At 68.6% G+C, this 23,305-nt stretch carries 21 protein-coding genes; 9 read left to right on the top strand and 12 right to left on the bottom strand.

Annotated elements, in window-relative coordinates:
- Positions 1-113: 113 nt before the first annotated feature.
- On the top strand, positions 114-800 hold the full coding sequence (locus ACQPYS_RS06055) for an ATP-binding protein (protein WP_245664643.1): 687 nt from the start codon (positions 114-116) through the stop codon (positions 798-800).
- 9 nt (positions 801-809) lie between these two features.
- On the opposite strand, the gene ACQPYS_RS06050 is transcribed toward ACQPYS_RS06055, so the two are convergent.
- Together ACQPYS_RS06050 and ACQPYS_RS06045 are read right to left on the bottom strand one after the other, a co-directional pair.
- On the bottom strand, positions 810-1,733 hold the full coding sequence (locus ACQPYS_RS06050; RefSeq protein WP_433491925.1) for a diacylglycerol kinase family protein: 924 nt from the start codon (positions 1,731-1,733) through the stop codon (positions 810-812).
- Positions 1,730-3,307, bottom strand: coding sequence for an FAD-binding oxidoreductase (locus ACQPYS_RS06045; RefSeq protein WP_433492978.1), 1,578 nt, complete (start codon positions 3,305-3,307; stop codon positions 1,730-1,732). Before ACQPYS_RS06045 ends, ACQPYS_RS06050 begins: the two co-directional genes overlap by 4 nt.
- Positions 3,308-3,427: 120 nt before the next feature.
- Between ACQPYS_RS06045 and ACQPYS_RS06040 the strand changes: the two genes are divergently transcribed.
- Positions 3,428-4,000 (top strand): TetR/AcrR family transcriptional regulator, encoded by a 573-nt coding sequence (locus ACQPYS_RS06040; protein ID WP_433491924.1) that lies wholly within the window; start codon positions 3,428-3,430, stop codon positions 3,998-4,000.
- Positions 4,001-4,098: 98 nt separating this feature from the next.
- On the top strand, positions 4,099-5,649 hold the full coding sequence (locus ACQPYS_RS06035; RefSeq protein WP_433491923.1) for a glycerol-3-phosphate dehydrogenase/oxidase: 1,551 nt from the start codon (positions 4,099-4,101) through the stop codon (positions 5,647-5,649).
- A gap of 2 nt (positions 5,650-5,651) precedes the next feature.
- Here the strand turns inward: ACQPYS_RS06035 and ACQPYS_RS06030 are convergent, their stop codons facing one another.
- Positions 5,652-6,173, bottom strand: coding sequence for a GNAT family N-acetyltransferase (locus ACQPYS_RS06030; RefSeq protein ID WP_433491922.1), 522 nt, complete (start codon positions 6,171-6,173; stop codon positions 5,652-5,654).
- 310 nt (positions 6,174-6,483) lie between these two features.
- Here ACQPYS_RS06030 and ACQPYS_RS06025 point away from each other — a divergent pair, with 310 nt between their 5' ends.
- The 3 genes from ACQPYS_RS06025 (at position 6,484) to fdhD (ending at position 11,122) form a co-directional block, all read left to right on the top strand.
- The gene (locus ACQPYS_RS06025) at positions 6,484-7,596 is read left to right on the top strand and encodes an FHA domain-containing protein (protein WP_433491921.1); all 1,113 of its coding nucleotides are present in this window, start codon (positions 6,484-6,486) and stop codon (positions 7,594-7,596) included.
- A 401-nt stretch (positions 7,597-7,997) separates the two neighbouring features.
- Entirely contained in the window at positions 7,998-10,298 is a 2,301-nt protein-coding gene (locus ACQPYS_RS06020; protein WP_433491920.1) for an FdhF/YdeP family oxidoreductase, read from the top strand.
- A complete protein-coding gene (gene fdhD, locus ACQPYS_RS06015) occupies positions 10,295-11,122 on the top strand; it encodes a formate dehydrogenase accessory sulfurtransferase FdhD (RefSeq protein WP_433491919.1) in 828 nt (275 codons plus the stop codon). The genes ACQPYS_RS06020 and fdhD overlap by 4 nt, the downstream gene beginning before the upstream one ends.
- A 127-nt stretch (positions 11,123-11,249) precedes the next feature.
- On the opposite strand, the gene ACQPYS_RS06010 is transcribed toward fdhD, so the two are convergent.
- Positions 11,250-12,422, bottom strand: coding sequence for an FAD-dependent monooxygenase (locus ACQPYS_RS06010; RefSeq protein WP_433491918.1), 1,173 nt, complete (start codon positions 12,420-12,422; stop codon positions 11,250-11,252).
- A gap of 107 nt (positions 12,423-12,529) precedes the next feature.
- On the opposite strand from ACQPYS_RS06010, the gene ACQPYS_RS06005 reads away from it, so the two are divergent.
- Entirely contained in the window at positions 12,530-13,258 is a 729-nt protein-coding gene (locus ACQPYS_RS06005; RefSeq protein WP_433491917.1) for a TetR/AcrR family transcriptional regulator, read from the top strand.
- Positions 13,259-13,291: 33 nt separating this feature from the next.
- Here ACQPYS_RS06005 and ACQPYS_RS06000 read toward each other — a convergent pair whose 3' ends face one another.
- Complete coding sequence (locus ACQPYS_RS06000) at positions 13,292-13,729, bottom strand: hypothetical protein (RefSeq protein ID WP_063038074.1); 438 nt, start codon at positions 13,727-13,729, stop codon at positions 13,292-13,294.
- A gap of 179 nt (positions 13,730-13,908) precedes the next feature.
- Positions 13,909-14,223, bottom strand: coding sequence for an integration host factor, actinobacterial type (mihF, locus tag ACQPYS_RS05995; protein ID WP_030523251.1), 315 nt, complete (start codon positions 14,221-14,223; stop codon positions 13,909-13,911).
- 453 nt (positions 14,224-14,676) lie between these two features.
- Between mihF and ACQPYS_RS05990 the strand changes: the two genes are divergently transcribed.
- Together ACQPYS_RS05990 and ACQPYS_RS05985 are read left to right on the top strand one after the other, a co-directional pair.
- Positions 14,677-15,054, top strand: coding sequence for a nuclear transport factor 2 family protein (locus tag ACQPYS_RS05990; protein ID WP_431938790.1), 378 nt, complete (start codon positions 14,677-14,679; stop codon positions 15,052-15,054).
- 180 nt (positions 15,055-15,234) lie between these two features.
- On the top strand, positions 15,235-15,804 hold the full coding sequence (locus ACQPYS_RS05985; protein WP_433491916.1) for a carboxymuconolactone decarboxylase family protein: 570 nt from the start codon (positions 15,235-15,237) through the stop codon (positions 15,802-15,804).
- 15 nt (positions 15,805-15,819) lie between these two features.
- Here the strand turns inward: ACQPYS_RS05985 and ACQPYS_RS05980 are convergent, their stop codons facing one another.
- From ACQPYS_RS05980 to ACQPYS_RS05955, 6 genes are all read right to left on the bottom strand, one after another.
- Positions 15,820-16,284, bottom strand: coding sequence for a hypothetical protein (locus tag ACQPYS_RS05980; protein WP_157107303.1), 465 nt, complete (start codon positions 16,282-16,284; stop codon positions 15,820-15,822).
- Between the two features lie 99 nt (positions 16,285-16,383).
- A complete protein-coding gene (clpX, locus tag ACQPYS_RS05975; RefSeq protein WP_063038078.1) occupies positions 16,384-17,664 on the bottom strand; it encodes an ATP-dependent Clp protease ATP-binding subunit ClpX in 1,281 nt (426 codons plus the stop codon).
- Between the two features lie 360 nt (positions 17,665-18,024).
- Positions 18,025-18,690, bottom strand: a complete 666-nt coding sequence (locus ACQPYS_RS05970; protein ID WP_063038045.1) for an ATP-dependent Clp protease proteolytic subunit — start codon at positions 18,688-18,690, stop codon at positions 18,025-18,027.
- An 88-nt stretch (positions 18,691-18,778) separates the two neighbouring features.
- Positions 18,779-19,369 carry an ATP-dependent Clp protease proteolytic subunit gene (locus ACQPYS_RS05965; protein ID WP_433492977.1) on the bottom strand — a complete coding sequence of 197 codons (591 nt, stop codon included), beginning with the start codon at positions 19,367-19,369 and terminating at the stop codon, positions 18,779-18,781.
- Positions 19,370-20,342: 973 nt separating this feature from the next.
- Positions 20,343-21,716 (bottom strand): trigger factor, encoded by a 1,374-nt coding sequence (tig, locus tag ACQPYS_RS05960; protein WP_431938793.1) that lies wholly within the window; start codon positions 21,714-21,716, stop codon positions 20,343-20,345.
- 713 nt (positions 21,717-22,429) lie between these two features.
- Positions 22,430-23,005 (bottom strand): FKBP-type peptidyl-prolyl cis-trans isomerase, encoded by a 576-nt coding sequence (locus ACQPYS_RS05955; protein ID WP_063038084.1) that lies wholly within the window; start codon positions 23,003-23,005, stop codon positions 22,430-22,432.
- Between the last annotated feature and the right edge of the window lie 300 nt (positions 23,006-23,305).

The following is a 23,305-nucleotide window of genomic DNA, read 5'->3' as shown; positions in this document are numbered from 1 at the left end:
TCAGACGGGCGCCCGGCTCGCCGCGGTGGGCCCGCCCGGCCGAAACCTGTGACCTTGAACGGACAAAGGCGACATTCTTGCCGAAACCGGTTCGACTGGGGACTCTGGACGGGGTGAACCCCCCGCTCGACTCGTTACCGTTGAACCCCGCGGAATCCATCTTCCCCGAACCGGATTCGGAGATCGTCCGGCCCCGGGCCGTCGACGACCTACGGGGCCGGCCGACGCGGGAGTTGCGGTACCCGGCGAGCGCGGCCGTGCTGTTCGCCGGAATTCCCGGCGCGGGAAAGAGCACCGCGCTGCGCCGGCTGTTCGGCTCCGACCCCGACGCCGAGCAGGCATTACCCGGTTCCGATCGGTCGGTGGTGCTCGATTCCATCCACGCCCGCAATGCGTGGCGGCGGCGACTGGCCTGGCTGCCCTACCCACTGTGGCGGCCGGTGGTGCACGTAGTGCATTTCGGCCGCATCTGGGTCGCACTGCGCGATCACACCGGCCCGGTGGTGATCCACGATTGCGGCACCATCGGTTTCACGCGCCGGCTGCTGACGCGCTGGGCCGTCCGGCACGGCCGCGAACTGCACATGGTGCTACTGGATGTGCCGGCGACGGTCGCCCGGGCCGGGCAGTACGCGCGCGGCCGACGGGTCGGGTGGCTGTCGTTCCACTGGCACGTATGGCGCTGGAGACGGATGCTCGGGCGGCTGGAAGCCGGAGCCGGACCCCGGCCCGCACCCGCCTCGGTCGTGGTGCTCGACCGGGTCGGCGTGGACCGGCTGCGGGTCCGGTTCGCCGCCTGACCACCGCGGTCAGGGGGTCAGCACGGTGAGCGCCCGGGGTTCGACGCGCACGGTGAGCGGCAGCCGGCCCGCGGGTTCGCCGTCGGCCGTGACCGGGGTGCCGGGAGCCTCCAGGCTCAGGAATTCGGCCCGGTACTGGCTCACCGCGGGATGTTCGATCCGACGACCCGCCGAGAGCGCGGGCAGGATCCGCAGCATCTCCGGATGGGAGACCTTGCCGACCACGGTCACATCGAGCAGACCGTCGTCACACAGGGCGTCCGGGCAGATGAGCATGCCGCCGCCGTAGGTGGTGGTGTTACCCACCGCGACCAGCAACGCCTCGGTGGTGATCGGCGCTGCGGCCGGGCCGCCCAGTTCGATCCGGTACGGCACCGCGATCCCGTGCGCGATCTCCGCGACCGCGGCGAAGGTGTAGCGGGATCGGCCGCGCGGGTAGCGCATCCGGTTGGCGCGCAGAGTGACCCGGGCGTCGAAGCCGGTGCACGCGACGGTGGCGAACCACATCGGATCGTGCCCGGCGGGTTCCAGGCGGCCCAGGTCGATGGTGCGCACCTGCCCGGACCGGACGAGCTCCGCGGCGCGGGCGGGCTCGTCGGCGATACCGAGTTCGCGCGCCAGGTCGTTGCCCGTGCCCGCCGGGACCAGGACCAGTGGCACACCCGAACGGGCCAGCGGATCGAGAATGGTGTTCACCAGACCGTCGCCACCGACGCACACGACGGCGTCGGGCGCATCGCCGGTCACCACATCGCGCACCTGTTCACGGGTCCACGCGGCGGAGGGCGCGTGGATCTCCATGACCGCCACACCGTCCGCCTTCAGCCGCTCGACGACGGTGCGGGCGGCCTGACGGGCCCGGCCCTGCCCGGAGGCGGGGTTGGTCACCACGGCGACCGTGCGCACCTCCCGCGGCTCCCCTGCCCGTGTCATGGCAGCAGTTTGCCAGGGTTGAGGATGCCGGCCGGGTCGATTTCGCGTTTCACCGCGCGCAGCACCCGCACGCCCAGATCGCCGATCTCCTCGGGCAGCCAGGCACGGTGGTCCGCGCCCACCGCGTGGTGATGGGTGATGGTGGCGCCGGCCGCGATGATGGCGTCCCCGGCGGCCGCCTTCGCGGCCCGCCACTGCGCGATCGGATCGTCGAGCGATTTGGCCACGACTGTGAAATACAGCGACGCGCCCGTCGGATAGGTATGCGAGATATGGCACATCACCAGGGCCGGCGCACCGTGGGCGGTCAGCGAATCGGTGAGCGCACTCGTCACCTTCGCCTTCAGTTCGGCCAGCGCACTCCAGGTGGTCGCGGTCTCCAGGGTTTCGCACAGCACCCCGATATCCAGGAGCGCATCACGCAGGTAAGGGGCCGTGAAACGGCCGTGTTGCCACTCCCGGGCCGGTTCCGGCCCGAGTTCGGTACCACCCGCGGCGCGCAGGAGCGCGGCGGCTTCGGCGCCACGGGCCGCGGTATGGGCGGCGGTGCCCTCGAATGTGGTCACCGCGAGGCAACCGGAAACCGATGCCCCGGCGATATTTCCGGCCCGGGCCAGGTTCAGCCCGGTTTCGGCTTCGTCGGACAACCGCAGCACCGTCGGCGCCGCGCCCGCCTGCACGACCGCGCGCAATGCGGCGGCGCCGGTCGCGAAATCCGGGAACGACCAGGCCATATGGGTAGTGATCTCCGGAACCGTATGGACCCGGACCGTGACCTCGGTAAGGACGCCGAGAGCACCCTCCGAACCGACGAACAGCTCACGCAGATCGGGTCCGGCGGCCGAGGCGGGCGCCCGGCCCAGCAGCACACTTCCCGTCGGCGTGGCCACCCGGACCCGCTGGACCATATCGTCGAACCGGCCGTATCCCGCGGACGCCTGGCCCGACGACCGGGTCGCCGCGAATCCGCCGATACTGGCGAATTCGAAACTCTGCGGGAAATGTCCGAGCGAGAGCCCGTGCTCGGCGAGCAACTTTTCGGCACGCGGGCCGGTGACCCCGGCGCCGAAGGTGGCCGTCCCGGAGACCGGGTCGCAGTCCAGCAGCGTATCCAGCCGGCGCAGGTCGAGTGCGATCACCGTGTCGAAGGATCCGCGGACCGGGTCGAGCCCGCCGACCACACTCGTGCCGCCCCCGAAGGGCACCACGGCGATGCCCTGCTCCGAGCAATAGGCGAGGATTGCCGCCACTTCGTCGTGACCGGCCGGGAAGACCACCGCGTCCGGTGCGTCCTGCGGGGCCGGATCGCGTCGTCGCAGCAGGTCGGGGGTGCTCTTGCCGCCGGCGTGCCGCAGCCGGGTGACCGGTTCGGTGGAGATATGGTCCGCGCCGACGAGGTCTGCCAGACCGGCCCGCCGGTCCGATGACAGGACCGACGGCCGGAGCGGCACATCGCCCTCATCACGACGCGTCGCCGGCTCCCCGGAGACTCCGAGCACCTGCGTCAGCAGGCCGCGGATCTGCTCGGACAGCGGTGTGTGCCCGGCGGGGACACCCCAGGCGTCCCACACCATATCCGGTCGCCGCGCGCTCGACGCCGAGTTCACCGGACGTTCGCCTTCCTCACCTGTCATGCGTTACAGTTTGACATAGAGTGTCAAGGAGTAATCCGAACTGGAGGCGAGGTCGAGTCCGTGTCATCCGGCACAGCGGCGGTCGAGCAGGCGATCCTGGACGCGGCCCGGGAATGCGTCGCCGAGTTCGGTGTCCGGCGCACCACGCTCACCGAGGTCGCCCGCCGGGCGGGCGTGAGTCGGCCGACGGTCTACCGCCGGTGGTCGGACAGCCGCGATCTGGTCGCCGAACTACTCGTACGCGAACTGCGCGAGATCATCGCCGCGGCCGTGCCCACCGCCGGCCCGGCCCGGGACCGGCTGGTCACCGGCGTGGTGACCGGCGCGGCGGAGGTCCGGTCGAACCCACTGTTCGGCAAGATCTTCCGCACCGATACCGACCTGATGCTCACCTACGTCTTCGGCCGCCTGGGCCGCAACCAGCGGCAACTGCTGGACCTGTTCGGCACCGGCATTCGGGACGGCCAGGCGGACGGGTCGGTCCGGGCCGGTGACTCCGGCCGGTTGGCGGCCATGGTCCTGCTGATCACCCAGTCCGCGGTGCAGTCGGCGGCCACGGTCGCCCATCTGCTCGACGGATCCGCGCTCGACACCGAACTCCGGCACGCCCTCGATACCTATCTCGCCCCGTGATCCCACCTACCAGGAAGGAGTAGCGCCCGGCGCATCCGGAAGCCGTGATCTCCCCGCCTTCCGTTCCGCCGCTCCGGCGGGCGTCGTGCCGAGAACAGATGGCCGAGAACCCTTCCCCCACCGCGGGGCCCGCGGTGAACGGGCGCCGCCGGCGCCGTGAGCTCACGACCCTCGGCGACCACCCGGATATCGACCTGCTGGTGATCGGGGGTGGCGTCACCGGCGCCGGCGTCGCGCTCGACGCCGCCGCCCGCGGACTGCGCACCGTCCTGGTGGAACGCCACGATCTCGCCCACGGCACCAGCCGGTGGAGTTCGAAACTGGTGCACGGCGGACTGCGCTACCTGGCGAGCGGGAAGATCGGCATCGCGCACGAGAGCGCGGTGGAGCGGGGCATCCTGCTGGGCCGCACCGCCCCCCACCTGGTCCGGCCGCTCCCCCAGCTGGTCCCGCTGCTGCCCGGGATCGGGTTGTCCACCCGGAGCCTGATCCGGGCGGGTTTCCTGGCCGGCGACGCGCTGCGAATGGGCGCGGGCACGCCGGCGGCACTGCTACCGCGGTCGCGGCGGGTGACCCGCGCCGAGGCACTGCGACTGGCCCCGACGGTGCGGCAGCACGGACTGCGCGGCGGCCTGCAGGCCTGGGACGGGCAACTGGTGGACGACGCGCGACTCGTGGTCGCGCTGGCCCGCACCGCGGCCGCGCACGGCGCGACTGTGCTGACCCGGGTCGCCGCCGAACATGTCGACGGCACCGGGGCCGTCCTGCGCGACACGCTGACCGGCGAAAACTTGGAGGTCCGGGCCGCGGCCGTGGTCAACGCGGCCGGTGTGTGGGCGGACCAGGTCGATCCGAGTATCGAATTGCGACCCAGCCGCGGCACCCATCTGGTGTTCGACGCCGCCGCCTTCGGCGGACTCACCGCGGCGCTGACCGTGCCGGTGCCCGGCGCCGTCGGCCGGTTCATCTTCGCCCTGCCTGCCCCGCACGGCCGGGTCTACCTGGGATTGACCGATGAGGACGCCCCCGGGCCCGTACCCGACGAACCGCGACCCACCGGCGCCGAGATCGACTTCCTGCTCGACACGGTCAACACGGTGCTGCGTATCCCGCTGACCCATGTCGATATCCGCGGCAGTTACGCCGGCCTGCGACCACTGCTGCGTACGGCCGGTGACAATACGGCCGATATCTCCCGGGAGCACGCGGTTCTCACCGCGCCGAGCGGACTGGTCACGGTGGTCGGCGGCAAACTCACCACCTACCGCAAGATGGCTCAGGACGCCGTCGACACCGCTGTGGCCCGAGCGCGCCTGAGCGCCGGCCCGTGCCGGACGAAGGAGCTGCCGCTGGCCGGCGCGGTCACCGGGGTGGCACGGGACCGGTTGGCCGCACCCCAGCTGCTGATCGAACGCTACGGCGCCGACGCCCCGATCATCGTCGCGCTGACCGCTGCCGACCCGGATCTGGCAGTCCCGGTCGCACCGGGTGCGGATGTGCTCGCGGCGGAGTTCCGGTGGTCGCTGGAACAGGAGGGAGCCCTCGACGCCGGTGATCTCCTGGACCGCCGCACCCGGATCGGGCTGGTCCCGGCCGACCGGGCCGCCGCCCTGGCCGCCGCCGAGGCCGCCGTGGCCGCCGCGGCGTGAACTCAGGCATACTCCCAGGTCTCGACCGCGGCCCACATACACGACCGGGGCCAGCGGTCGAGACCGTGCGCGATCTCGGCGGCCCGCACAGCGTGCAGTTGCGGGGTCTCCGCGGCGGGATCGAGATAGCGGAAACCCAGCCGCCGGTAATACGGCCCGTTCCACGGCACCTCGGTGAAGGTGGTGAGTGTGATCGCGGGTAACCGATGGCCGGCGGCCCAGCGCACCGCGCGGTCGATCAGACACCGGCCGATTCCCGCCCCACGGTATTCGGGCAGTACCGACACCTGGTCGATATGGGCGTTCCCGTCGACGATGCTCGCGATGAGGTAGCCCACCGGGCCCCGGTCCGCGGTCTCCCAGACCCAGGCGCGTTCGTCCAGGACGAATTCACCCAGTACCTCGGCCGGCAGCGGTTCGTCACCGGCGATCAAGTCCATTCCCAGCGCGGCGAAGGGCTGCCCCGCCCGCACCTCGATCTCCTGCAGCGCCGGGATATCCGCGACACTCGCCGCGCGGATCACGTCGCACCCACCCGCGGGACATCCGGCGAGCCGAAGGAGCGGGGACGAGCCGGGGCCGCTCGTCCCGGCCCCGCGATGTAGCGAGGCGGGGGAAGCACCGGTAGCGCCGGGCGCGCGATCGACGGCTCGACCGCGACCACCGTTACGCGTTCGTCCGGGGCGCTGAGCGGCATAACGATCCCTACTCTCTGTTCCGTGCGGCGAGGTGGTCTTCCCGCTCACGCCGGCGATCCGCCGTCACCATCTCATAAGCCGGGTAACGGGTTCGCATCTATGCTGGATCCGATGGTGCGCCAGGAAGGAGCCGCGGGTGCGCGTTGATACGTCCACTATCGGTATCGCACCGGGCGAGGGCCTGGTCGCGCGGTTCGGTGACGTCGTGATCTATCTGGTGGGCGCCAATGCGTCCACCGAGCGGATACTCGGCGCGGTCGAAGCCGTGGCGGACGCCGAGCATCCCGGGGCGGCCATCGCCCAGCGGCTCGCCGCGGTCGTCTTCGGTACCGGTTCGGAGCCACCCCCGTTCGGGCTCGTCGCGCCCACCGCCGACGGCACCCTGGTCCTGCTGCGCGGGCCGGTATCGGCCATGATCTCCGGCGCCGAGGGCTCGCGGCGGCTCGTCGGCGCCCGCGCCTTCACCTGGGTGGACGAGATTGTCCGCGACCCGGTGCGCACACTGACCGTGGGCCCCGGGGCCGACGGCCGGATCACGCCGTATCCGCGCACCGATCTACGCGCCGGAATCGTGCCCGGCGGGGGTTTCGTCATCAAGGCCGCGGTGCGCCGCAGCACCAAGAACCAGAACCGCGCCGCCACCCCGGCGAAGAAAACGGCGGGCTCCTACGAACCCGTCGCGACGGCACCGGCGGGGCTCGCCGCGAGCGAGCCGGAACCCGAATCGCCTTCCGGTCCCCGCACCGGTCTCGCCGAAGCCCCCGCCGCGGAACCACTGCCCGGGACCCGCGCGTGGTCGGCCGCGCCGGCGTCCATGCGCGTGGATCCCGAACCGATCCGCCTGCGCAAGGAACCGGCCCGGCCCCATCCGCGCACCCGCGCCGCACTCGGCCCCGAACAATCCCATCCGGCCCCGGCGACCCTGGTGGCCGAGGACGGTACCGCCTACCCGCTGGACCGCGCCTACGTCATCGGCCGCGGCCCGTCGGTCGACGAATCGGTACGCCGCAAAACCGCCGCCCCGCTCGTTCTGCAGCGCGATCGCCACATCTCCCGGGTCCACGCCTATCTCTCGGTCGACTCGGGCAAGGTCTTCCTCCGCGACGCAGGCACCGCCGCCGGAACCTTCGTCTCCACCCCCGGTGAACCGCGCTGGACCCGGATCAGCCAGTCCCCGACCGAACTCCCACCCGGCGGCCGGATCCGCATCAGCGAACAGGTCCTCACCTACCACGGCGGCGCCACCTGATCCCGACGCCCGCCGCCCCTCCAGGCCCGGACACGCAAGCCGAACATCCGAAGTACGGCGGAATCGCGCAGACCGTACGTGCACCCCGGGTGGGCTCCCAGCGCTGTCGATCCTCCGTGGTCGCCGGTCCGCGTACGGCCGACCGCACGCCCGCAACCACGCCTGCTCCGGGGGCCCCGACAGCAGCACTGCGGTCGCTCACCGGCCGATCGCCCGTCCCCCCGGTCCCCGGCCGAGCGGGTGACCCGCGACACTGCGATACCCGCCCCTTGGCGAACCGCCGACCACCCACCCGGAAACCCCACCGGGCCGACCTGGGGAGGCCCACAGCACTGTAAGTGCTCAACTGCCGGCTCTCTCTGGATGGCCAACCGCACATCACACACCTCACAATGGTCGGTATGCACCGCGAAGCCCCCACCGACGATATCGACGAGTCCGAGCTGACCGTCACCCCGCCGAAGGAGCAGGCGGCCGGCGTCCGGGCGGTGGCCGTGGCGCTGCAGCGGGCGGTATCCGATATGGGTGTCGTACGCACCGCGCGGACCCTGGCCCGGGTCAATCAGGTGCACGGATTCGACTGTCCGGGCTGCGCCTGGCCGGAGCCGAGTGGTCACCGGCGGCCCGCCGAGTTCTGTGAGAACGGTGCGAAGGCCGTCGCCGAGGAGGCGACGCTGGAAACGGTCGGCCCGGAATTCTTCGCCCGGTATTCGATCGGCGAACTCGCGCAGCGGTCCGGCTACTGGCTGGGGCGGCAGGGCCGGCTCACCCATCCGATGGTGCTGCGACCCGGTGATACCCACTACTCCCCCATCTCCTGGGCGGAGGCCTACCGGCTCATCGCCGAGCAGCTCCGCGGGCTGGACTCACCGGACGAGGCCGTGTTCTACACCTCCGGCCGTACCGCCAACGAGACGGCGTTCCTGTACCAGCTGCTGGTGCGCAGTTTCGGGACCAACAATCTGCCGGACTGCAGCAATATGTGTCACGAGTCCTCGGGCACCGCGCTGACCGGTTCCATCGGTATCGGCAAGGGTTCGGTGACCATCGACGATTTCGCGGCCGCCGACCTGATCCTGGTAGCCGGCCAGAATCCGGGCACCAACCATCCGCGGATGCTCAGTGCCCTCGCCGACGCGAAGAAGGCCGGCGCGCGCGTCATCGCGATCAACCCGCTGCCGGAGACCGGCCTGATCGGTTTCCGCGACCCGCAGACCGTACGGGGTCTGACCACCGGCGTGGATATCGCCGACGATTTCCTGCAGATCCGCCTGGGCGGCGATATGGCGCTGTTCCAGGGTCTGGCGAAACTGCTGTTCGAGGCCGAGGACCGGGCTCCCGGCACCGTGCTGGACCGGGCCTTCGTCGACGCGCACACCGCGGGTTTCGCCGACTACGAGCGGCATATCCGCGCTGTCGACCTGGATACCGTACTCACCGCGACCGGGCTCTCCCGCGACGACCTCGAACGCACCGCCGCGCTCCTGGCCGGTTCGACGAGCACGATCGTGTGCTGGGCGATGGGACTCACCCAGCACACGCACGCGGTGGCCACGATCGAGGAGGCGACCAATCTGCTACTGGCCCGCGGCATGATCGGTAGGCCGGGGGCCGGTCTGTGCCCGGTGCGCGGGCATTCCAATGTGCAGGGCGACCGCACCATGGGTATCTGGGAGCAGGCTCCCGAATCCTTCCTGGCCGCCCTGGACCGGGAATTCGGCATCACCAGCCCGCGGGCGCACGGTTACGACACCGTCGCCGCCATCCGGGCCCTTCGCGACGGTCATGCCCGCGTCTTCTTCGGTATGGGCGGCAACTTCGTCTCCGCCACCCCCGATACCGCGGTCACCGAAGCGGCGCTGCGCCGCTGCGCGCTGACCGTACAGGTATCCACCAAACTGAACCGCAGCCATATCGTGCACGGGAAGACCGCGGTGATCCTGCCGACCCTGGGCCGCACCGACCTGGATACCCAGCACGGGGTGCGGCAGCAGGTCTCGGTGGAGGATTCGATGTCGATGGTGCATCTGTCCACCGGCAGGCTGAAACCGGTCGGGCCGGAACTGCGTAGCGAGGTCGCCATCGTCTGCGAACTCGCCCGAGAACTGCTCGGTCCGGACCACCCGGTGCCCTGGGACCGGTTCCGCGGTGATTACGACCTCATCCGCGACGCCATTGCCCGGGTGGTGCCCGGGTGCGCCGATTACAACACCCGAGTCCGGCAGCGCAACGGTTTCGTCCTGCCGCATCCCCCGCGCGATTCCCGCGAATTCCGGACCGCCACCGGGAAGGCCAATTTCGCGGTGAACGAACTGCGCTGGGTGCCGGTCCCGCCGGGGCGGCTGATCCTGCAGACCCTGCGCAGCCACGACCAGTACAACACCACCATCTACGGTCTCGACGACCGCTATCGCGGGGTCCATCACGGACGCCGGGTGGTGCTGGTGAACGCCGCGGATATCGCCGACCTGGGTTTCCGCGACGGCGATCTCGTCGATCTGGTCTCGGAGTGGAGCGACGGCGTCGATCGGCGGGTCGAGGGTTTTCGGCTGGTGGCCTACTCCACTCCGCGCGGCAATGCCGCCGCCTACTACCCCGAGACGAACCCGCTGGTGCCGCTCGATCATGTGGCCGCCCGCTCCAACACCCCGGTGTCGAAAGCCGTCACCGTCCGGCTCGAAACCCATACCCACCGGCAATGAGCAGAGTCACTGCCCGCCGCCGCATGCGGCGCATCACCCCGTCGGGGGAGATCGTCCGCCCCGACACCTTGGCCGTGGAAGAACCCCTGGAGATCCGGGTGCGCGGCGAATCGATCACGGTCACCATGCGTACGCCCGGCCACGATATCGACCTGGTGCACGGCTTCCTGTTCGGTGAGGCCCTGATCGCCACGGCCGCCGATATCCACAGCGCCCGCTACTGCGCCGGTACCGACGACGAGGGACGCAACACCTATAACGTGCTGGATGTGGTCCCGCACACCCCGATCGTGCTCCCGGACCGGCCGTTCCTCACCACCGGCGCCTGCGGGCTCTGCGGGCGCACCGCGCTCGACGAGGTCCGGATGCGCAGCCGGTATCCGCTACCGGCGCCGCGACCGCTGCTGGACGCCGGAGTGCTGGCGGCCCTGCCGGATCGGCTGCGCGCCCACCAGTCGGTTTTCGATGCCACCGGTGGGCTGCACGGGGCGGGCCTGTTCACCGCCGACGGTACGGCCCTGGCCGTGCGCGAGGACATCGGCCGCCACAATGCCGTGGACAAGGTGATCGGCTGGGCGCTGCGCGAAAACCGTATCCCGGCATCGGACCTCGCGCTCGTGGTGAGTGGGCGCGCGTCGTTCGAACTGGCTCAGAAAGCTGTCCTGGCCGGTATCCCGGTCCTCGCCGCCGTCTCGGCGCCCAGTTCGCTCGCGGTCGATTTGGCCGACGAGTCCGGTCTCACCCTGGCGGGATTCGTACGCGGCGACACCATGAACATCTATACCCATCCGGAGCGGATCCGCAGTGTCGGCGCCACCGGATGACCCGGACCGGATGGCCTCGGCACCGTCCCGGCCGGCAGGGACCGACTTCAGCGCAAGCTGGTCGTCCCGGCATCGGAAGACGTTCACGACCCACGCTGTCGAGCGCGCGGACCGCCGGCCGTTCTCGCTACCGCGCGACCACACCGGCGTAGTCGGCCAGCTCGATATCGTCCTTGGCGTCGCCGGCGAACTTGTCCATCAGGCCGAACCAGCGTGACCCCAGGAACCAGTTCCGGAACCGCAGGCCCGCGGCCGTTTTCGGCGCCAGGAACGGACCCGGGCTGCTGCTGCCGCCGAGTTTCGCGTATCGGCGCATGATCCGGTCGTACCGGGCGAAGGCCACGGTGTGTTCACCCGCGGCGGCGGCCAGCTCACCGGCCAGCACATAGGCTCCCACCACTGCCAGACCGGTTCCGAAGCCGGCCAGGGTGTTGCCGTAGGCGCTGTCGCCGACCAGGGCCACCCGGCCCGATACATAGCTGGGCATCCGTACCCGGGCCAGCGCGTCGAGATAGAAATCGTCATGGCCGGGCAGTTCGGCGAGCATGTCGGCGACCGGTGCGTTCATCCCGGCGAAGTGTTCGACGAGGATGCGCCTTTTCTCCGCGTCATCGGCGAATACCTTTGCGGCGGAGGCGAACATATACATCTGCTGCGCTTTCGGCCCACCGCGGACCGCGAGCAGGCCCGGGGCGCTGTACGCGTGGGACACCCGGCGCCGCGGTCCTTCGCCGGGTTCGGCGGCGAGTGGTTCCCCGGCGATGGCGTAGTAGTAACCGCGGTGCCCGACGAATCTCTCCTCCGGCCCGAACGCCAGCCGGCGGACCCGCGAATGAATACCATCCGCGCCGAACACCAGGTCGAAGTGACGCGCCGGACCGCGCTCGAACTCGACCTCGACACCGCTGCCGGTCTCGCGCAGCGCGCTGGTCGAGTCACCGAATACGTAAGCGCAGCGCTGGGCGGTCGCGGCATAGAGGATCCGGGCCAGGTCACCCCGCAGTATCTCGACGTCGCCACCGCTGAAGTCACCGGACATCCGTGCCCGCTCCCGGCCGTCGGCGTCGACGAAGACCATATCGGTGGCGCCGGTACTGTGCCGGCGGATCTCGTCGTGGATGCCCATCCGCTCGAGCACCGTGCGCTGCACCGACCCCTTGAAGTCGACGGCCTGCCCACCCGGGCGCAGGGCCGGGGCCCGTTCGACCACGGTCACGTCGAACCCGTAGCGGTCGAGCCAGTAGGCGAGCGCGGGGCCGGCGATGCTCGCCCCGGAGACGAGAACGGTGCGGTTCTGCATGACGAACTCCATCCATAGTCTGCGCCCACCAGAAACTGTTTCCAATGGACGCTATTAAGCGTATGGTAGACACAGTTCCACGTCAATCCACGTCCGGAAGGAACCCGATGGCGACGCCGACCACGCTCGAGCTGCTCTGGGGAACCGACCGGCGCCCGACCCGCGGCCCCAAGCCGACACTCACCCGGGCCGCGATCGTCACCGCGGCGGTCGAGCTGGCCGACGCGGAAGGCCTGGCCGCCCTCTCGATGCAGCGACTGGCCGATCGCCTCGGCTACACGAAAATGTCGCTGTACCGCCATCTGCCGGGCAAAGCGGAACTCACCGCGTTGATGGTGGAGGAGGCCCTGACCGGCCTGCCCGCCCTGGACACCTCGGGCACTCCGCGGTGGCGAACCGGTCTACGGTCCTGGGCACTACTGACCTTCGAGCGGTATCGCCGCCACCCCTGGGTGATGGAACTACTCGCCGGAGCGCGGCCGATGGGCCCCAACGAACTGGGCTGGACCGAGGCCGCCCTGGAGGCGATGGCGGATATCGCGCTGACCGGCCCGGAGCGACTGGACACGCTCGTCGTACTGAACGGGCACGTACGCAGCCTGGCTCAGCAGGTCGTGGGCCCCGGCGCCACCGAGGAGGAATTCACCGGCGCGATGGCCGCGGCCCTGGAACTGGCGGGCGACCGATTCCCGTGCCTGATCGCGGCCGTCTCGGAACCTCCACCCGCCGAACCGGCGGAATCACAACGCGACGCCGCCCTCGAATTCGGCACGGAGCGCATTCTCGACGGGATAGCAACCCTGCTCGCCGAACGTGACCCGTCCGGCGACCGGTAGCGCCACACCTCGCACCCGGCAGGAGCGCGCCACTCACATACCCGGCAACCGGACTCCCCTGTCCGTCGCGACCCGGGCCAATTTCTCGGCCTCGTCGATGGCGACCGCCACATACGTGCGCAACCCGTCGTCGTCACGCCGCAGCAGGTACTCGTAATCACTGTCGGTGAGCAATGCGTCGTCGCTGTCGTAGAAATGCCAGCGCACCCGCGCCCGCAGGAGTGAACCGGTCAACTCCGCGTAATCGACTACGGTGTGGGCGACGCGCGCCAGCCCCAGCGTCTGATAGATGGGATGAGCCTGCGCCAGCCCCTGGGCCATCTCTTCCCGAGAATGCAGCGCACCGACGAAATCGTCACTGACAATGGTGCCCGGAATCCCCCACAGGGCGGCCGTACGCTCGGCGTCGTAGGCGCTCAGCGTCGATTGATATTCGTCGAGGAACGATTCGAGTTCTTCGCGGGTGGCCATATCGCCACGGTATCCGTATTTTTCCGATATTCCCCCGACCGAGGCCGCGAACCGCCCGAGAATCGGCGCACCGGATATGGCGGCAGGCGAGGACACCCGCCGGGCCACGCCGGTCGTGTCACCGACCGGCTCGGCCACGGCCGGAGTTCGGAGCGTCCGATATCGAACGCTCCACCTCCTCAGTTGGCCAACGCCTCCAGCAGCGCCGCCCGCTGACGGGCACCCAGGCCGCCGATCCGGCGATCTTCCGGGATATCCGCCTGGTCCATCAGCTTGGCGGCCTTCACCGGGCCGACACCGGGCAGCGCCTTGATCACGGCGACCACCTTCGTCTTCTTGACCAGTTCATCACTATCGGCCTTGCGCAGCAGGTCGGCGACAGAGACTTTGCCGTCTTTCACCTGACCGATCAGTTCGGAGCGCGCCTTGCGCACCGCCGCCGCTTTGGCCAGAGCCTCCGTGCGTTGTTCCGCGGTCATCGTTGGCAGTGCCATATCTCCTCCGCTTTCACTCATCGCTCGAACATCTGGTTTGACCGGGTCGATTCAACATCACAATACCGACACCGACCGATCGACACACCGTCCGGACCTGCAGTCATAGCAATGTTTTCTGATTCGATCACCCGGTAGGGGCCCGGAAACCGGAGGACCGGTCCATGGGATCCACCCCGAAGAAACACCTGGAACACGTAACACTTGAACCCGCTGCGGCGAAATTCACAGCAGACGCACACCTGCACGGCGGCGGTTCAACGGCGAACCGAGGGGTCAGCGGAGATACCCGCCCGCCCTGCACGGTCACCACGTCTACCAGGCATTTTTCCGTCACATCGCAGTGGCGGACATATATGCGAATATCCTTTTGCCACGCGATCCGGCGATCGCACGCACTCGGCACTGCTACGCTGCCAAACCTAGAACACGTTTCATTTTCTAGGAGTGGTGATGGCACGGCAGATCCGCGACGTGGTCGAGCAGTACGTGAAACTGGTCGGCTCGGGACCGACCTCGGATATCGTCGATCTCTATGCTCCCGACGCGGTGATCGAGGACCCGATCGGCACCGAACCCAAACAGGGGCATCAGGCCATCCGCGAGTTCTACGACGTGCTCGCGAACCTGGAGCGGGAGACCGCCCTCGCGCCGGACACCGTCCGGATCACCGGAAACCACGCAGCCTTCGTATTCACTCTGGTGACCAGAGCGGGCGGGCAGCGCATGACGCTCAGCCCCATCGACACCATGGAGTTCGACGACGAAGGGCGGATCATCCGGATGCGCGCCTACTGGGGCGCCGACGATATGTCCGTCGAACCCGAATGAGCCGCGCGGTGGCGACCCCACCGCACCGAGCCGCCTACCACCGGCCTGGCCTCCCACCCGGCATACCCTGAGCACAGGGCACGGGTGCGCTCGGTCACAGTAGGCGCTCCGCGGCGTTACGCCACGGGCCGCTGTCTCGTCCGAGTTGCAGGGAAACGAACCCACCTCAGAGGAGACCCGATGAGCACGACACGCATTCCGACCGTGGCCCCCGAAAACGCCGGGTTACTCACCAGGGCGCTGTACTGGTTCACCAAACGTCAGTTCGGCGAAGTCCCCGAACCTTTAGCCGTAGGCGCCCACCACACCGGACTACTGGTGGCCGGTGGCGTACACGAGATGCTCGCCCAGAAGGCGTCGAAGAAACTACCGGCCAATATCCGTGAAATCGCGGTCTACCGCACGGCCTGGACGATCGGCTGCTCCTGGTGCATCGATTTCGGAACCATGCTGCAGCGCCTGGACGGCCTCGATATCGAGCGGCTCCGGCACATCGCGGACTACGAAACGTCTCCGCACTACACCGACGACGAACGCGCGGCCATCGCCTACGCCGATGCCATGACCGCCACCCCGATGACCGTCACCGACGAGCAGGTCGCGGACCTGGAGAAACGCTTCGGCCGGGCGGAGGTCGTCGAACTGACCTATCAGATCGCCCTGGAGAACTCGCGAGCCCGCAACAATCACGCCCTCGGCATCACCGCGCAGGGGTTCGGCACCGATTCCTGCCGCGTGCCGTGGGCGTGAACCCGGCGCCGCGGGTCAGCTGACCCAGCAGGCGTAGCCGATGTGCTCGCCCCGGCCGACGAAGACCCGGACGTACGGTGCCGGGTCGCTCCCACCGGTCGGCTGGACCGCCTGCAGGGTGTGATCCCCTTCGTAGGCCGGCACCCAGTGCACCAGGGCCAGCCCCCCGCCGTCCGGTCCGACCGTGGCGAACGGGACGCCGTTGTCGAGGAAGGTCACCTCGGTCACCGCCTCGGTGAGCCAGGCCCGCACGGTGTAGCTGCATCCGGTGCCGTAGTTGGTCCGGATACCGGCGTTCAGATCCGGGGTCACACTGACCTGGCGCACCGTCGCGCCGGCCGGCGGCGCCGCGAGCAACAACGAGACCAGTACCGTCGCTGCCGCCGACAGTGACAAGCCCACGCGGCTCCACCGCGTGGGCTCGGCGGCGTCACCACACCGCCCGGACCGGATATCCCGCGCAAGCAGCTGCGTCGCCATGACCTGCTCCTCCATCGCACGAATGCCGAGGGGTCACCGAGAGTACCGCGGGCCGGCTCCGCACCGGCCCCGTCGCGTATCGCAGCGGGTGCGCGTGCCTCAGGCCGACTTGTCGCGGCGCTCCGGACGCTCCCGCTTGCGCGGCACGATGGTGGGCAGCACATTGTCGTTCACCGTATCCGCGTCGACGACGACCTTGGCCACATCATCCCGGCTCGGGATATCGAACATGACCTGCTGCAGTACTTCCTCCATGATGGCGCGCAGCCCGCGGGCACCGGTCCCGCGCAGGATGGCCTGATCCGCCACGGCCTCGAGCGCGTCCCGGGTGAACTCCAGGTCCACGCCGTCCATCTCGAACAGCCGGATGTACTGCTTGACCAGCGCGTTCTTGGGTTCGGACAGGATCTTGACCAGAGAATCCTTGTCCAGGTTCGTCACCGACGCCACCACCGGCAACCGGCCGATGAACTCGGGGATCAGACCGAACTTGATCAGATCCTCCGGCATCACCTCGGCGAAATGATCGGTGGTGTCGATCTCCGCCTTGGACCGCACCTCGGCGCCGAAACCGATCCCACGGTGCCCGGTGCGGTCGGAGATGATCTTCTCCAGCCCGGCGAACGCCCCCGCCACGATGAACAGCACATTGGTGGTGTCGATCTGTATGAACTCCTGATGCGGATGTTTGCGCCCACCCTGCGGCGGCACACTCGCCTGAGTTCCCTCCAGGATTTTCAGCAGCGCCTGCTGCACGCCCTCACCGGAGACATCGCGCGTGATCGACGGGTTCTCGCTCTTGCGCGCGATCTTGTCGACCTCGTCGATATAGATGATCCCGGTCTCGGCGCGCTTCACGTCGTAATCGGCGGCCTGGATGAGTTTGAGGAGAATGTTCTCGACGTCCTCACCGACATAACCGGCTTCGGTGAGCGCGGTGGCATCGGCGATCGCGAACGGCACATTCAGCATTTTCGCCAGGGTCTGTGCCAGATAGGTCTTACCGCAACCGGTGGGGCCGAGCATCAGAATATTGGACTTCGCCAACTCGACGGTTTCCCCGCGCGCGTCACGGCCCTTGTCGCCGGCCTGAATACGCTTGTAGTGGTTGTACACAGCGACCGCCAGCGTGCGCTTGGCCGTATCCTGCCCGATCACGTAGTTCTCCAGGAAATCCCGGATCTCCGCGGGTTTGGGCAACTCATCGAGTTTGACCTCGCTGGACTCGGCCAGCTCCTCCTCGATGATCTCGTTGCACAGATCGATGCACTCGTCGCAGATGTACACCCCTGGTCCCGCAATGAGCTTCTTGACCTGCTTCTGGCTCTTTCCGCAGAACGAGCATTTGAGCAGATCGCCGCCGTCGCCGATGCGCGCCATCTCGTGGGTCCCTACTTCCTTGTTCGCGTGCAACCATCCGTCCAGCTTCCAGCCGACCGCCGCCTGCGGTGTAGCGAATCCGGCTCGATCACCCGGATCGAAGGGCGGTGCTGTCAACCGGGAACAAAGGTCCCTGGGTTTGACCGTACCCGGTGTGTGCGATGGAGGTCGACAACTCGGGCAGGTTTCTCGTCGCGGTTGTGCGGGGATTCACGCGGATACCGCGTCACGACACATTTTCCGGATTACGAACCATCCGGGGTGTGTCGCAACGCCGCAGCGGGAATCCACCTGGGCCGGGCCCCGCCGCCCGGCCGGTCCGGCGTACCGCTCACACGGCACGCCGGACCCGGAAGCGCCTCACTTCTGGGCGCTGAGCTTGCGGTAGTCGAACACCGTATCGATGATCCCGTATTCCTTGGCCTCCTCGGCCGTCAGGATCTTGTCCCGGTCGGTGTCCTTACGGATGACATCGGCGTCCTTACCCGTGTGCCGGGCCAGGGTGGTCTCCATCAACCGGCGCATCCGCTCGATCTCGGCCGCCTGGATCTCCAGATCCGACACCTGCCCCTGGATACCGCCCTCGACCGACGGCTGATGGATCAGCACGCGGGCATTCGGCAGGCAGGCCCGCTTACCCGGGGTCCCCGCCGCCAGCAGCACCGCCGCCGCCGACGCCGCCTGACCGAGGCAGACGGTCGCGACATCGGCGCGCACGTACTGCATGGTGTCGTAGATGGCCATCAGCGAGGTGAACGAACCACCCGGCGAATTGATGTACATCGTGATGTCGCGATCGGGATCCAGCGATTCGAGCACCAGCAGCTGCGCCATGATGTCGTTCGCCGACGCATCGTCGACCTGCACACCGAGGAAGATGATGCGCTCCTCGAACAGCTTGTTGTACGGGTTGGATTCCTTGACGCCGAAACTCGAATGCTCGATGAACGACGGCAGGATGTAGCGCGACTGCGGGCCCGCCGGGGCGATGCCGCCGAGGCCACGAGGATCGTTCGGATTGGCCATATTCGTCTCCAAGTCTGTGAGTGAGCTGTCCGCCGGACGGATTCGCGAACACCGGCCGGGCACCCGGCCCGGATTCGCCGCCGGCGCCCTAGTGGCTGCCCGTGCCGCCCGCCTGGCGCGCATTGGTGATCACACGATCGATGAAGCCGTACTGCAGCGCCTGTTCGGGCGTGAACCAGCGATCGCGGTCGGCGTCGGCATTGATCTGCTCCACCGGCTTACCGGTGTGCATCGCCTGCAACTCGTTGAGCTCACGCTTGGTGTATGCGAACTGCTCGGCCATGATCGCGATATCCGCGGCCGAACCACCGATACCGGCCGACGGCTGATGCATCATGATCCGGGTGTGCGGCAGCGCGAAACGCTTACCCGGCGCACCCGCGGTCAGCAGGAACTGACCCATGGACGCGGCCAAGCCCATCGCGGTGGTCGCGATATCGCATTCGGCGTACTGCATGGTGTCGTAGATCGCCATGCCCGCGTTCACCGACCCGCCCGGCGAGTTGATGTAGAGCGAAATATCTTTGGTCGGGTCCTCCGCGGACAACAGCAGGATCTGCGCACAGATCTTGTTCGCGATGTCGTCGTCGACCTGGGTGCCGAGAAAGATGATTCGCTCACGCAGCAGGCGCTCGTACACCGAATCGCTGAGATTGAGCCCAGCGGTCGGAGCTGTCATGACCTCGGCTTTATTGATTGTCACGGATACCTGCCTTCTCTCGCCGGCTCGTTGCTGTCACAAACATTAACGAAGCAGGGCGGCACCGAACTCCCGGTACCACCCCGATTCGCTCAGAGCGCAATATAGATTGCGGCGCCTCCGGCGCCGCGGGGTTGCGGCCCCCTCGGTCTCGCTGTTCAGGGCCCGAGACTCGCGCCTTCGGCGCATGCAATGTGCGGTCGGCCGTCCGTGGGTGCGGCCGTTGAGCACCTTCGGCCAAGGCGCGGGACGGGCCGCAAACCTTTGTGGGCCTCGCTGAACTCGGCACCAGGAGGATGCGGCCGTTCGTAGACGGAAACCGTTCCAGAACCTGCGGACGCGGGCAAGCAGAGCTCGCGCTCCAGGGTTCGCCATGCGACACCACACATCGAGCCGAGTACCGCGTAACACCGTGGACGGACCTGACCAGCCGTAGATCGGGAGCTCGGTATGCGACGCGACCGCATGAGTCTCGTTTTACGAGACACCTCGAAGGGTTGAGGCCCGTCTCGCCCCTTGGCCGAAGGTGCTCAAAGGTCGCACCCTGCGGACGGCCCACCGCACATCGCATGAGCCGAAGGCTCGAGTCCCGAGGCCGAAGCGGCGAGACCAAGGGGGCCGCAACCCCGCGCGCCGAAGGCGCGCCAAGAAACACAGCGCCTTCACGAGCGAGCCCACTTGTTCTCGCCTTCCCGAGCAAGCCCTGCCTCGATTCCCCGTGACTCGACTCGCTCTTCCCGGCCCCCGAGCGCCGCAACTCGGCACCGGGTGCACCCGCGTCGTTCGAAGTCCCGGCACAGCGCGTACCGGAGGCATCCCCGTCCTCGGGGAAAGCAGAAGCCCCGAGGACTCGGATGTGCGCGCACGGGGGACAGCGGTTGTCGATCTTCTGCCTCCGGATTGCCAACACCGCCTAAGTCTCAGGGCTTCCTACCCGCAATTCCCGCGTGGGTCACTCCGCGTCGGAGGTGGCCTCTTCGGTGGTCTCCTCGTCGGATTCCTTGGCGGTACCGAACATTTCGTCGGTGTCGACCTTGTTGCCCTCGGAATCGGTGACCGTCACCTTGCCGACGACCTCGGCCAGGGCCTTGCCGCGGCGGACATCGGCGAAGACGGCGCCCAGCTGGCCGGCCTGCTGCACCTGCTGGATGAACTGCTCGGGCGCCATGCCGTAACGCTGGGCCTGGAACAGGATCCGCTCGGTGAGCTCTTCCTGGCCGACCTGGGTGCCCTCGGACTCGGCGACCGCGTCCAGCAGCAGCTGGGTCTTCACCGATTTCTCGGCGGCCTCCAAGGTGTCGGCGTCGAACTCCTCGCGGCTCGAGCCCTGGGCCTCGAGCGCCTCGGCGAACTTGGCCTCGTCGTGGTCGAAGCCGTGGATCGCGTCGTGCTCGACGGCGTCGACCTCGGCCTTCACCACGGCCTCGGGGAGCGGCACCTCTACGCTCTCGAGCAGCTGCTCGAGCACCTTGTCGCGGATATCGCCGGCCTGCTGCACCTTCTTGACCCGCTCGACGCGGGACCGCAGATCGTCCTTCAGCTCGTCGATGGTGTCGAATTCGCTGGCCAGCTGGGCGAATTCGTCATCCGCCTCGGGCAGCTCACGTTCCTTGACCGAACCGAGAGTCACCGTGATGGTGGCTTCCTGCCCGGCGTGCTCGCCGGCGACCAGGGTCGAGGTGAACTCCTTGGACTCACCAGCCGACATCCCGGTCAGGGTCTCGTCCAGGCCCTCGATGAGCTGGCCCGACCCGACCTCGTGCGACAGCCCGGTGGTCGCGGCCTCCGGCACCTCTTCGCCGTCGACGGTGGCGGACAGATCGATGGAGACGAAATCGCCGTCCTGCACCGGGCGTTCGACACCGGTGAGAGTGCCGAAACGCTGGCGCAGCGACTGCAGCTGCTCGTCGATATCGGCATCGGTGATCTCGATGGCATCCACCGTGACCGCGATGGTGCTGTAGTCCTCGGGCAGGGTGATCTCCGGCCGGACATCCACCTCGGCGGTGAAGGCCAGTTCCTGGCCGTCTTCGATCTTGGTGATCTCGATCTCCGGCTGCCCGATGACCTTGACCTCGGAGGTGGTGACGGCCTCGCTGTAGCGGCCGGGCAGGGCGTCGTTGACGACCTGCTCCAGCACCGCACCCCGGCCCAGACGCGCCTCGAGCAGCTTGGCCGGCGCCTTACCCGGACGGAAGCCGGGAATGCGCACCTGCTTGGCCAGGGCCTTGTAGGCGCGATCGAAGTCCGGCTTCAGCTCCTCGAAGGGCACCTCGACATTGATCCGGACCCGGGTCGGGCTCAGCTGCTCGACGGTGCTCTTCACGGACATGCTCCTTGTTCTCGTCGGTTCGTGTTCGCCGGCCCGCACGATATCCGTGCTGGTGGCCGGGTGATGGCGCGTGGTCTGGCGACGGCGCGCGGGTACGCACCCTCGGCGTACCGACCGAAGCGGCGAGCACCTGCGGTTTCACGCGCCCGGGATACGCATCCCGACCAGGGTAGTTGACCGGGTCACACGCGCTGCAGCCCGGTGCTGTGTTTATGGCGGCGCCTCCGGCGCCGCGGGTCGGGGCCCGCCCCCGGTTCTTCACTCCGCCACTCAGTCGCTACGCTCCTTCGCTCTGTCGCTCCAGAACCGGGGGCGGGCCCCGACCACGGAGGTAGACCACCCGGAACAGACAGAAGGTGCCAGGCTGTCGTGCGCCTCGACCAGCGTGGGTAGGTTCACTTCACTGTAAGTGCTCAAAGGTCGACACCCTCTGGACGGCCAACCGCACACGCTCGGTCGCTACGCTCCTTCGCTCCGTCGGTCCAGAACCGGGGGCGGGCCCCGACCACCGAGGTCGACCCTCCGGCGGAGACAGAAGGTGCATGCTGTCGTGCGCCCGGGTCAGCCCGGGAAGGCTCACGAACTGTGCAAGTGCTCAATGGTCACCAACCCCCTGGACGGCCAACCGCACACGCACCGAAGCCGGGGCGGGGCTCCCAGCGATGATGCGACATCCAGGGAGCCCTCGAATGCCGTACCCCGGCACCTCACGCCTGGGGGACGGATACGGCGTCGGTGACGAAGACCAGCGTCTCGTTCGGCTTCACTCCGTTACCGCCCGCGCCGTAGCCCAGGTCGGGCGGGATGATCAGCAACCGGCGGGCACCCTGCTGGACGCCTTCGAGTCCCTGCTCCCAGCCGGGGATGACCATACCGTCGCCGAGGGTGAGCTCGAAGGGTTCGCCGCGGTCGAAGGAGGAGTCCAGCTTCTGCTTGTCCGACCAGGTGACCAGGGCGTAGTTCATGGTCAGTTGCCCGCCGGGGGCGGCGCCGGGACCCGAGCCGGGGACGAGGTCCTTGGTCACGAGCTGTTTCGGCGGGTCGCAGTCATCGGGGAGGGTGATCTGCGGGACCTCGCCGAACCCACCCTGCACATCGATATCGTCGGCCGTGCATTCGCGGCCCTTCGACGCGGCGGGGGCGGTCTGCCCCGGGGCGGCGGACGAATCGGCCGCCGTGGAGGTGGCCGCGGTGCCGCCGGAGTCGTCGGAGCCGCATCCACCGAGGCCGAGGGCGGCCGCGGCGACGGCGGTGACAGCGAGGATCCTGCCGATTGTCTGCATGTGCCGCACCCTACCGGCGGCCTCGAACCGACGGCCCGGCGATATCGCGGCCCTTCCCCTCGATCGCCGGCGCGGGCCCCCGATCGCCGGCACGAGGCGGACCCGAGTGCGGGTGGTGGTCACCGATGCGCGGAGCCCGGGTTCGGTACCCATCACACCGACACAGCGGTCGCTTCGCTACCGGTCGCGTCGGGACGGGCCTGTCGCCCGGAACGCCGCAGGCTCCACGAGCAACCGAGTTGCCGGGGCAGACACCGGTTTCCATCCCGCGGGGTGGGTGAGGCGTGGACGAGAGCGAAG

It is taken from the genome of Nocardia grenadensis (genome assembly GCF_050942415.1).
Classification (GTDB): domain Bacteria; phylum Actinomycetota; class Actinomycetes; order Mycobacteriales; family Mycobacteriaceae; genus Nocardia; species Nocardia grenadensis.
Note: the sequence above shows the minus strand (reverse complement) of the source record. Positions and strands in the feature narration are given on the sequence as shown.

Coding starts and splice junctions, on each gene's coding strand:
- clpX (WP_063038078.1), bottom strand. CDS start 17,664: ATGGCGCGCATCGGCGACGGCGGCGATCTGCTCAAATGCTCGTTCTGC.
- mihF (WP_030523251.1), bottom strand. CDS start 14,223: ATGGCACTGCCAACGATGACCGCGGAACAACGCACGGAGGCTCTGGCC.
- ACQPYS_RS05955 (WP_063038084.1), bottom strand. CDS start 23,005: ATGCAGACAATCGGCAGGATCCTCGCTGTCACCGCCGTCGCCGCGGCC.
- ACQPYS_RS05990 (WP_431938790.1), top strand. CDS start 14,677: ATGGCACGGCAGATCCGCGACGTGGTCGAGCAGTACGTGAAACTGGTC.
- ACQPYS_RS06050 (WP_433491925.1), bottom strand. CDS start 1,733: ATGACACGGGCAGGGGAGCCGCGGGAGGTGCGCACGGTCGCCGTGGTG.
- ACQPYS_RS06045 (WP_433492978.1), bottom strand. CDS start 3,307: ATGGTGTGGGACGCCTGGGGTGTCCCCGCCGGGCACACACCGCTGTCC.
- ACQPYS_RS06005 (WP_433491917.1), top strand. CDS start 12,530: ATGGCGACGCCGACCACGCTCGAGCTGCTCTGGGGAACCGACCGGCGC.
- ACQPYS_RS05965 (WP_433492977.1), bottom strand. CDS start 19,369: ATGACAGCTCCGACCGCTGGGCTCAATCTCAGCGATTCGGTGTACGAG.
- ACQPYS_RS06020 (WP_433491920.1), top strand. CDS start 7,998: ATGCACCGCGAAGCCCCCACCGACGATATCGACGAGTCCGAGCTGACC.
- ACQPYS_RS05970 (WP_063038045.1), bottom strand. CDS start 18,690: ATGGCCAATCCGAACGATCCTCGTGGCCTCGGCGGCATCGCCCCGGCG.
- ACQPYS_RS06035 (WP_433491923.1), top strand. CDS start 4,099: ATGGCCGAGAACCCTTCCCCCACCGCGGGGCCCGCGGTGAACGGGCGC.
- ACQPYS_RS05980 (WP_157107303.1), bottom strand. CDS start 16,284: ATGGCGACGCAGCTGCTTGCGCGGGATATCCGGTCCGGGCGGTGTGGT.
- ACQPYS_RS05985 (WP_433491916.1), top strand. CDS start 15,235: ATGAGCACGACACGCATTCCGACCGTGGCCCCCGAAAACGCCGGGTTA.
- fdhD (WP_433491919.1), top strand. CDS start 10,295: ATGAGCAGAGTCACTGCCCGCCGCCGCATGCGGCGCATCACCCCGTCG.
- ACQPYS_RS06010 (WP_433491918.1), bottom strand. CDS start 12,422: ATGCAGAACCGCACCGTTCTCGTCTCCGGGGCGAGCATCGCCGGCCCC.
- ACQPYS_RS06000 (WP_063038074.1), bottom strand. CDS start 13,729: ATGGCCACCCGCGAAGAACTCGAATCGTTCCTCGACGAATATCAATCG.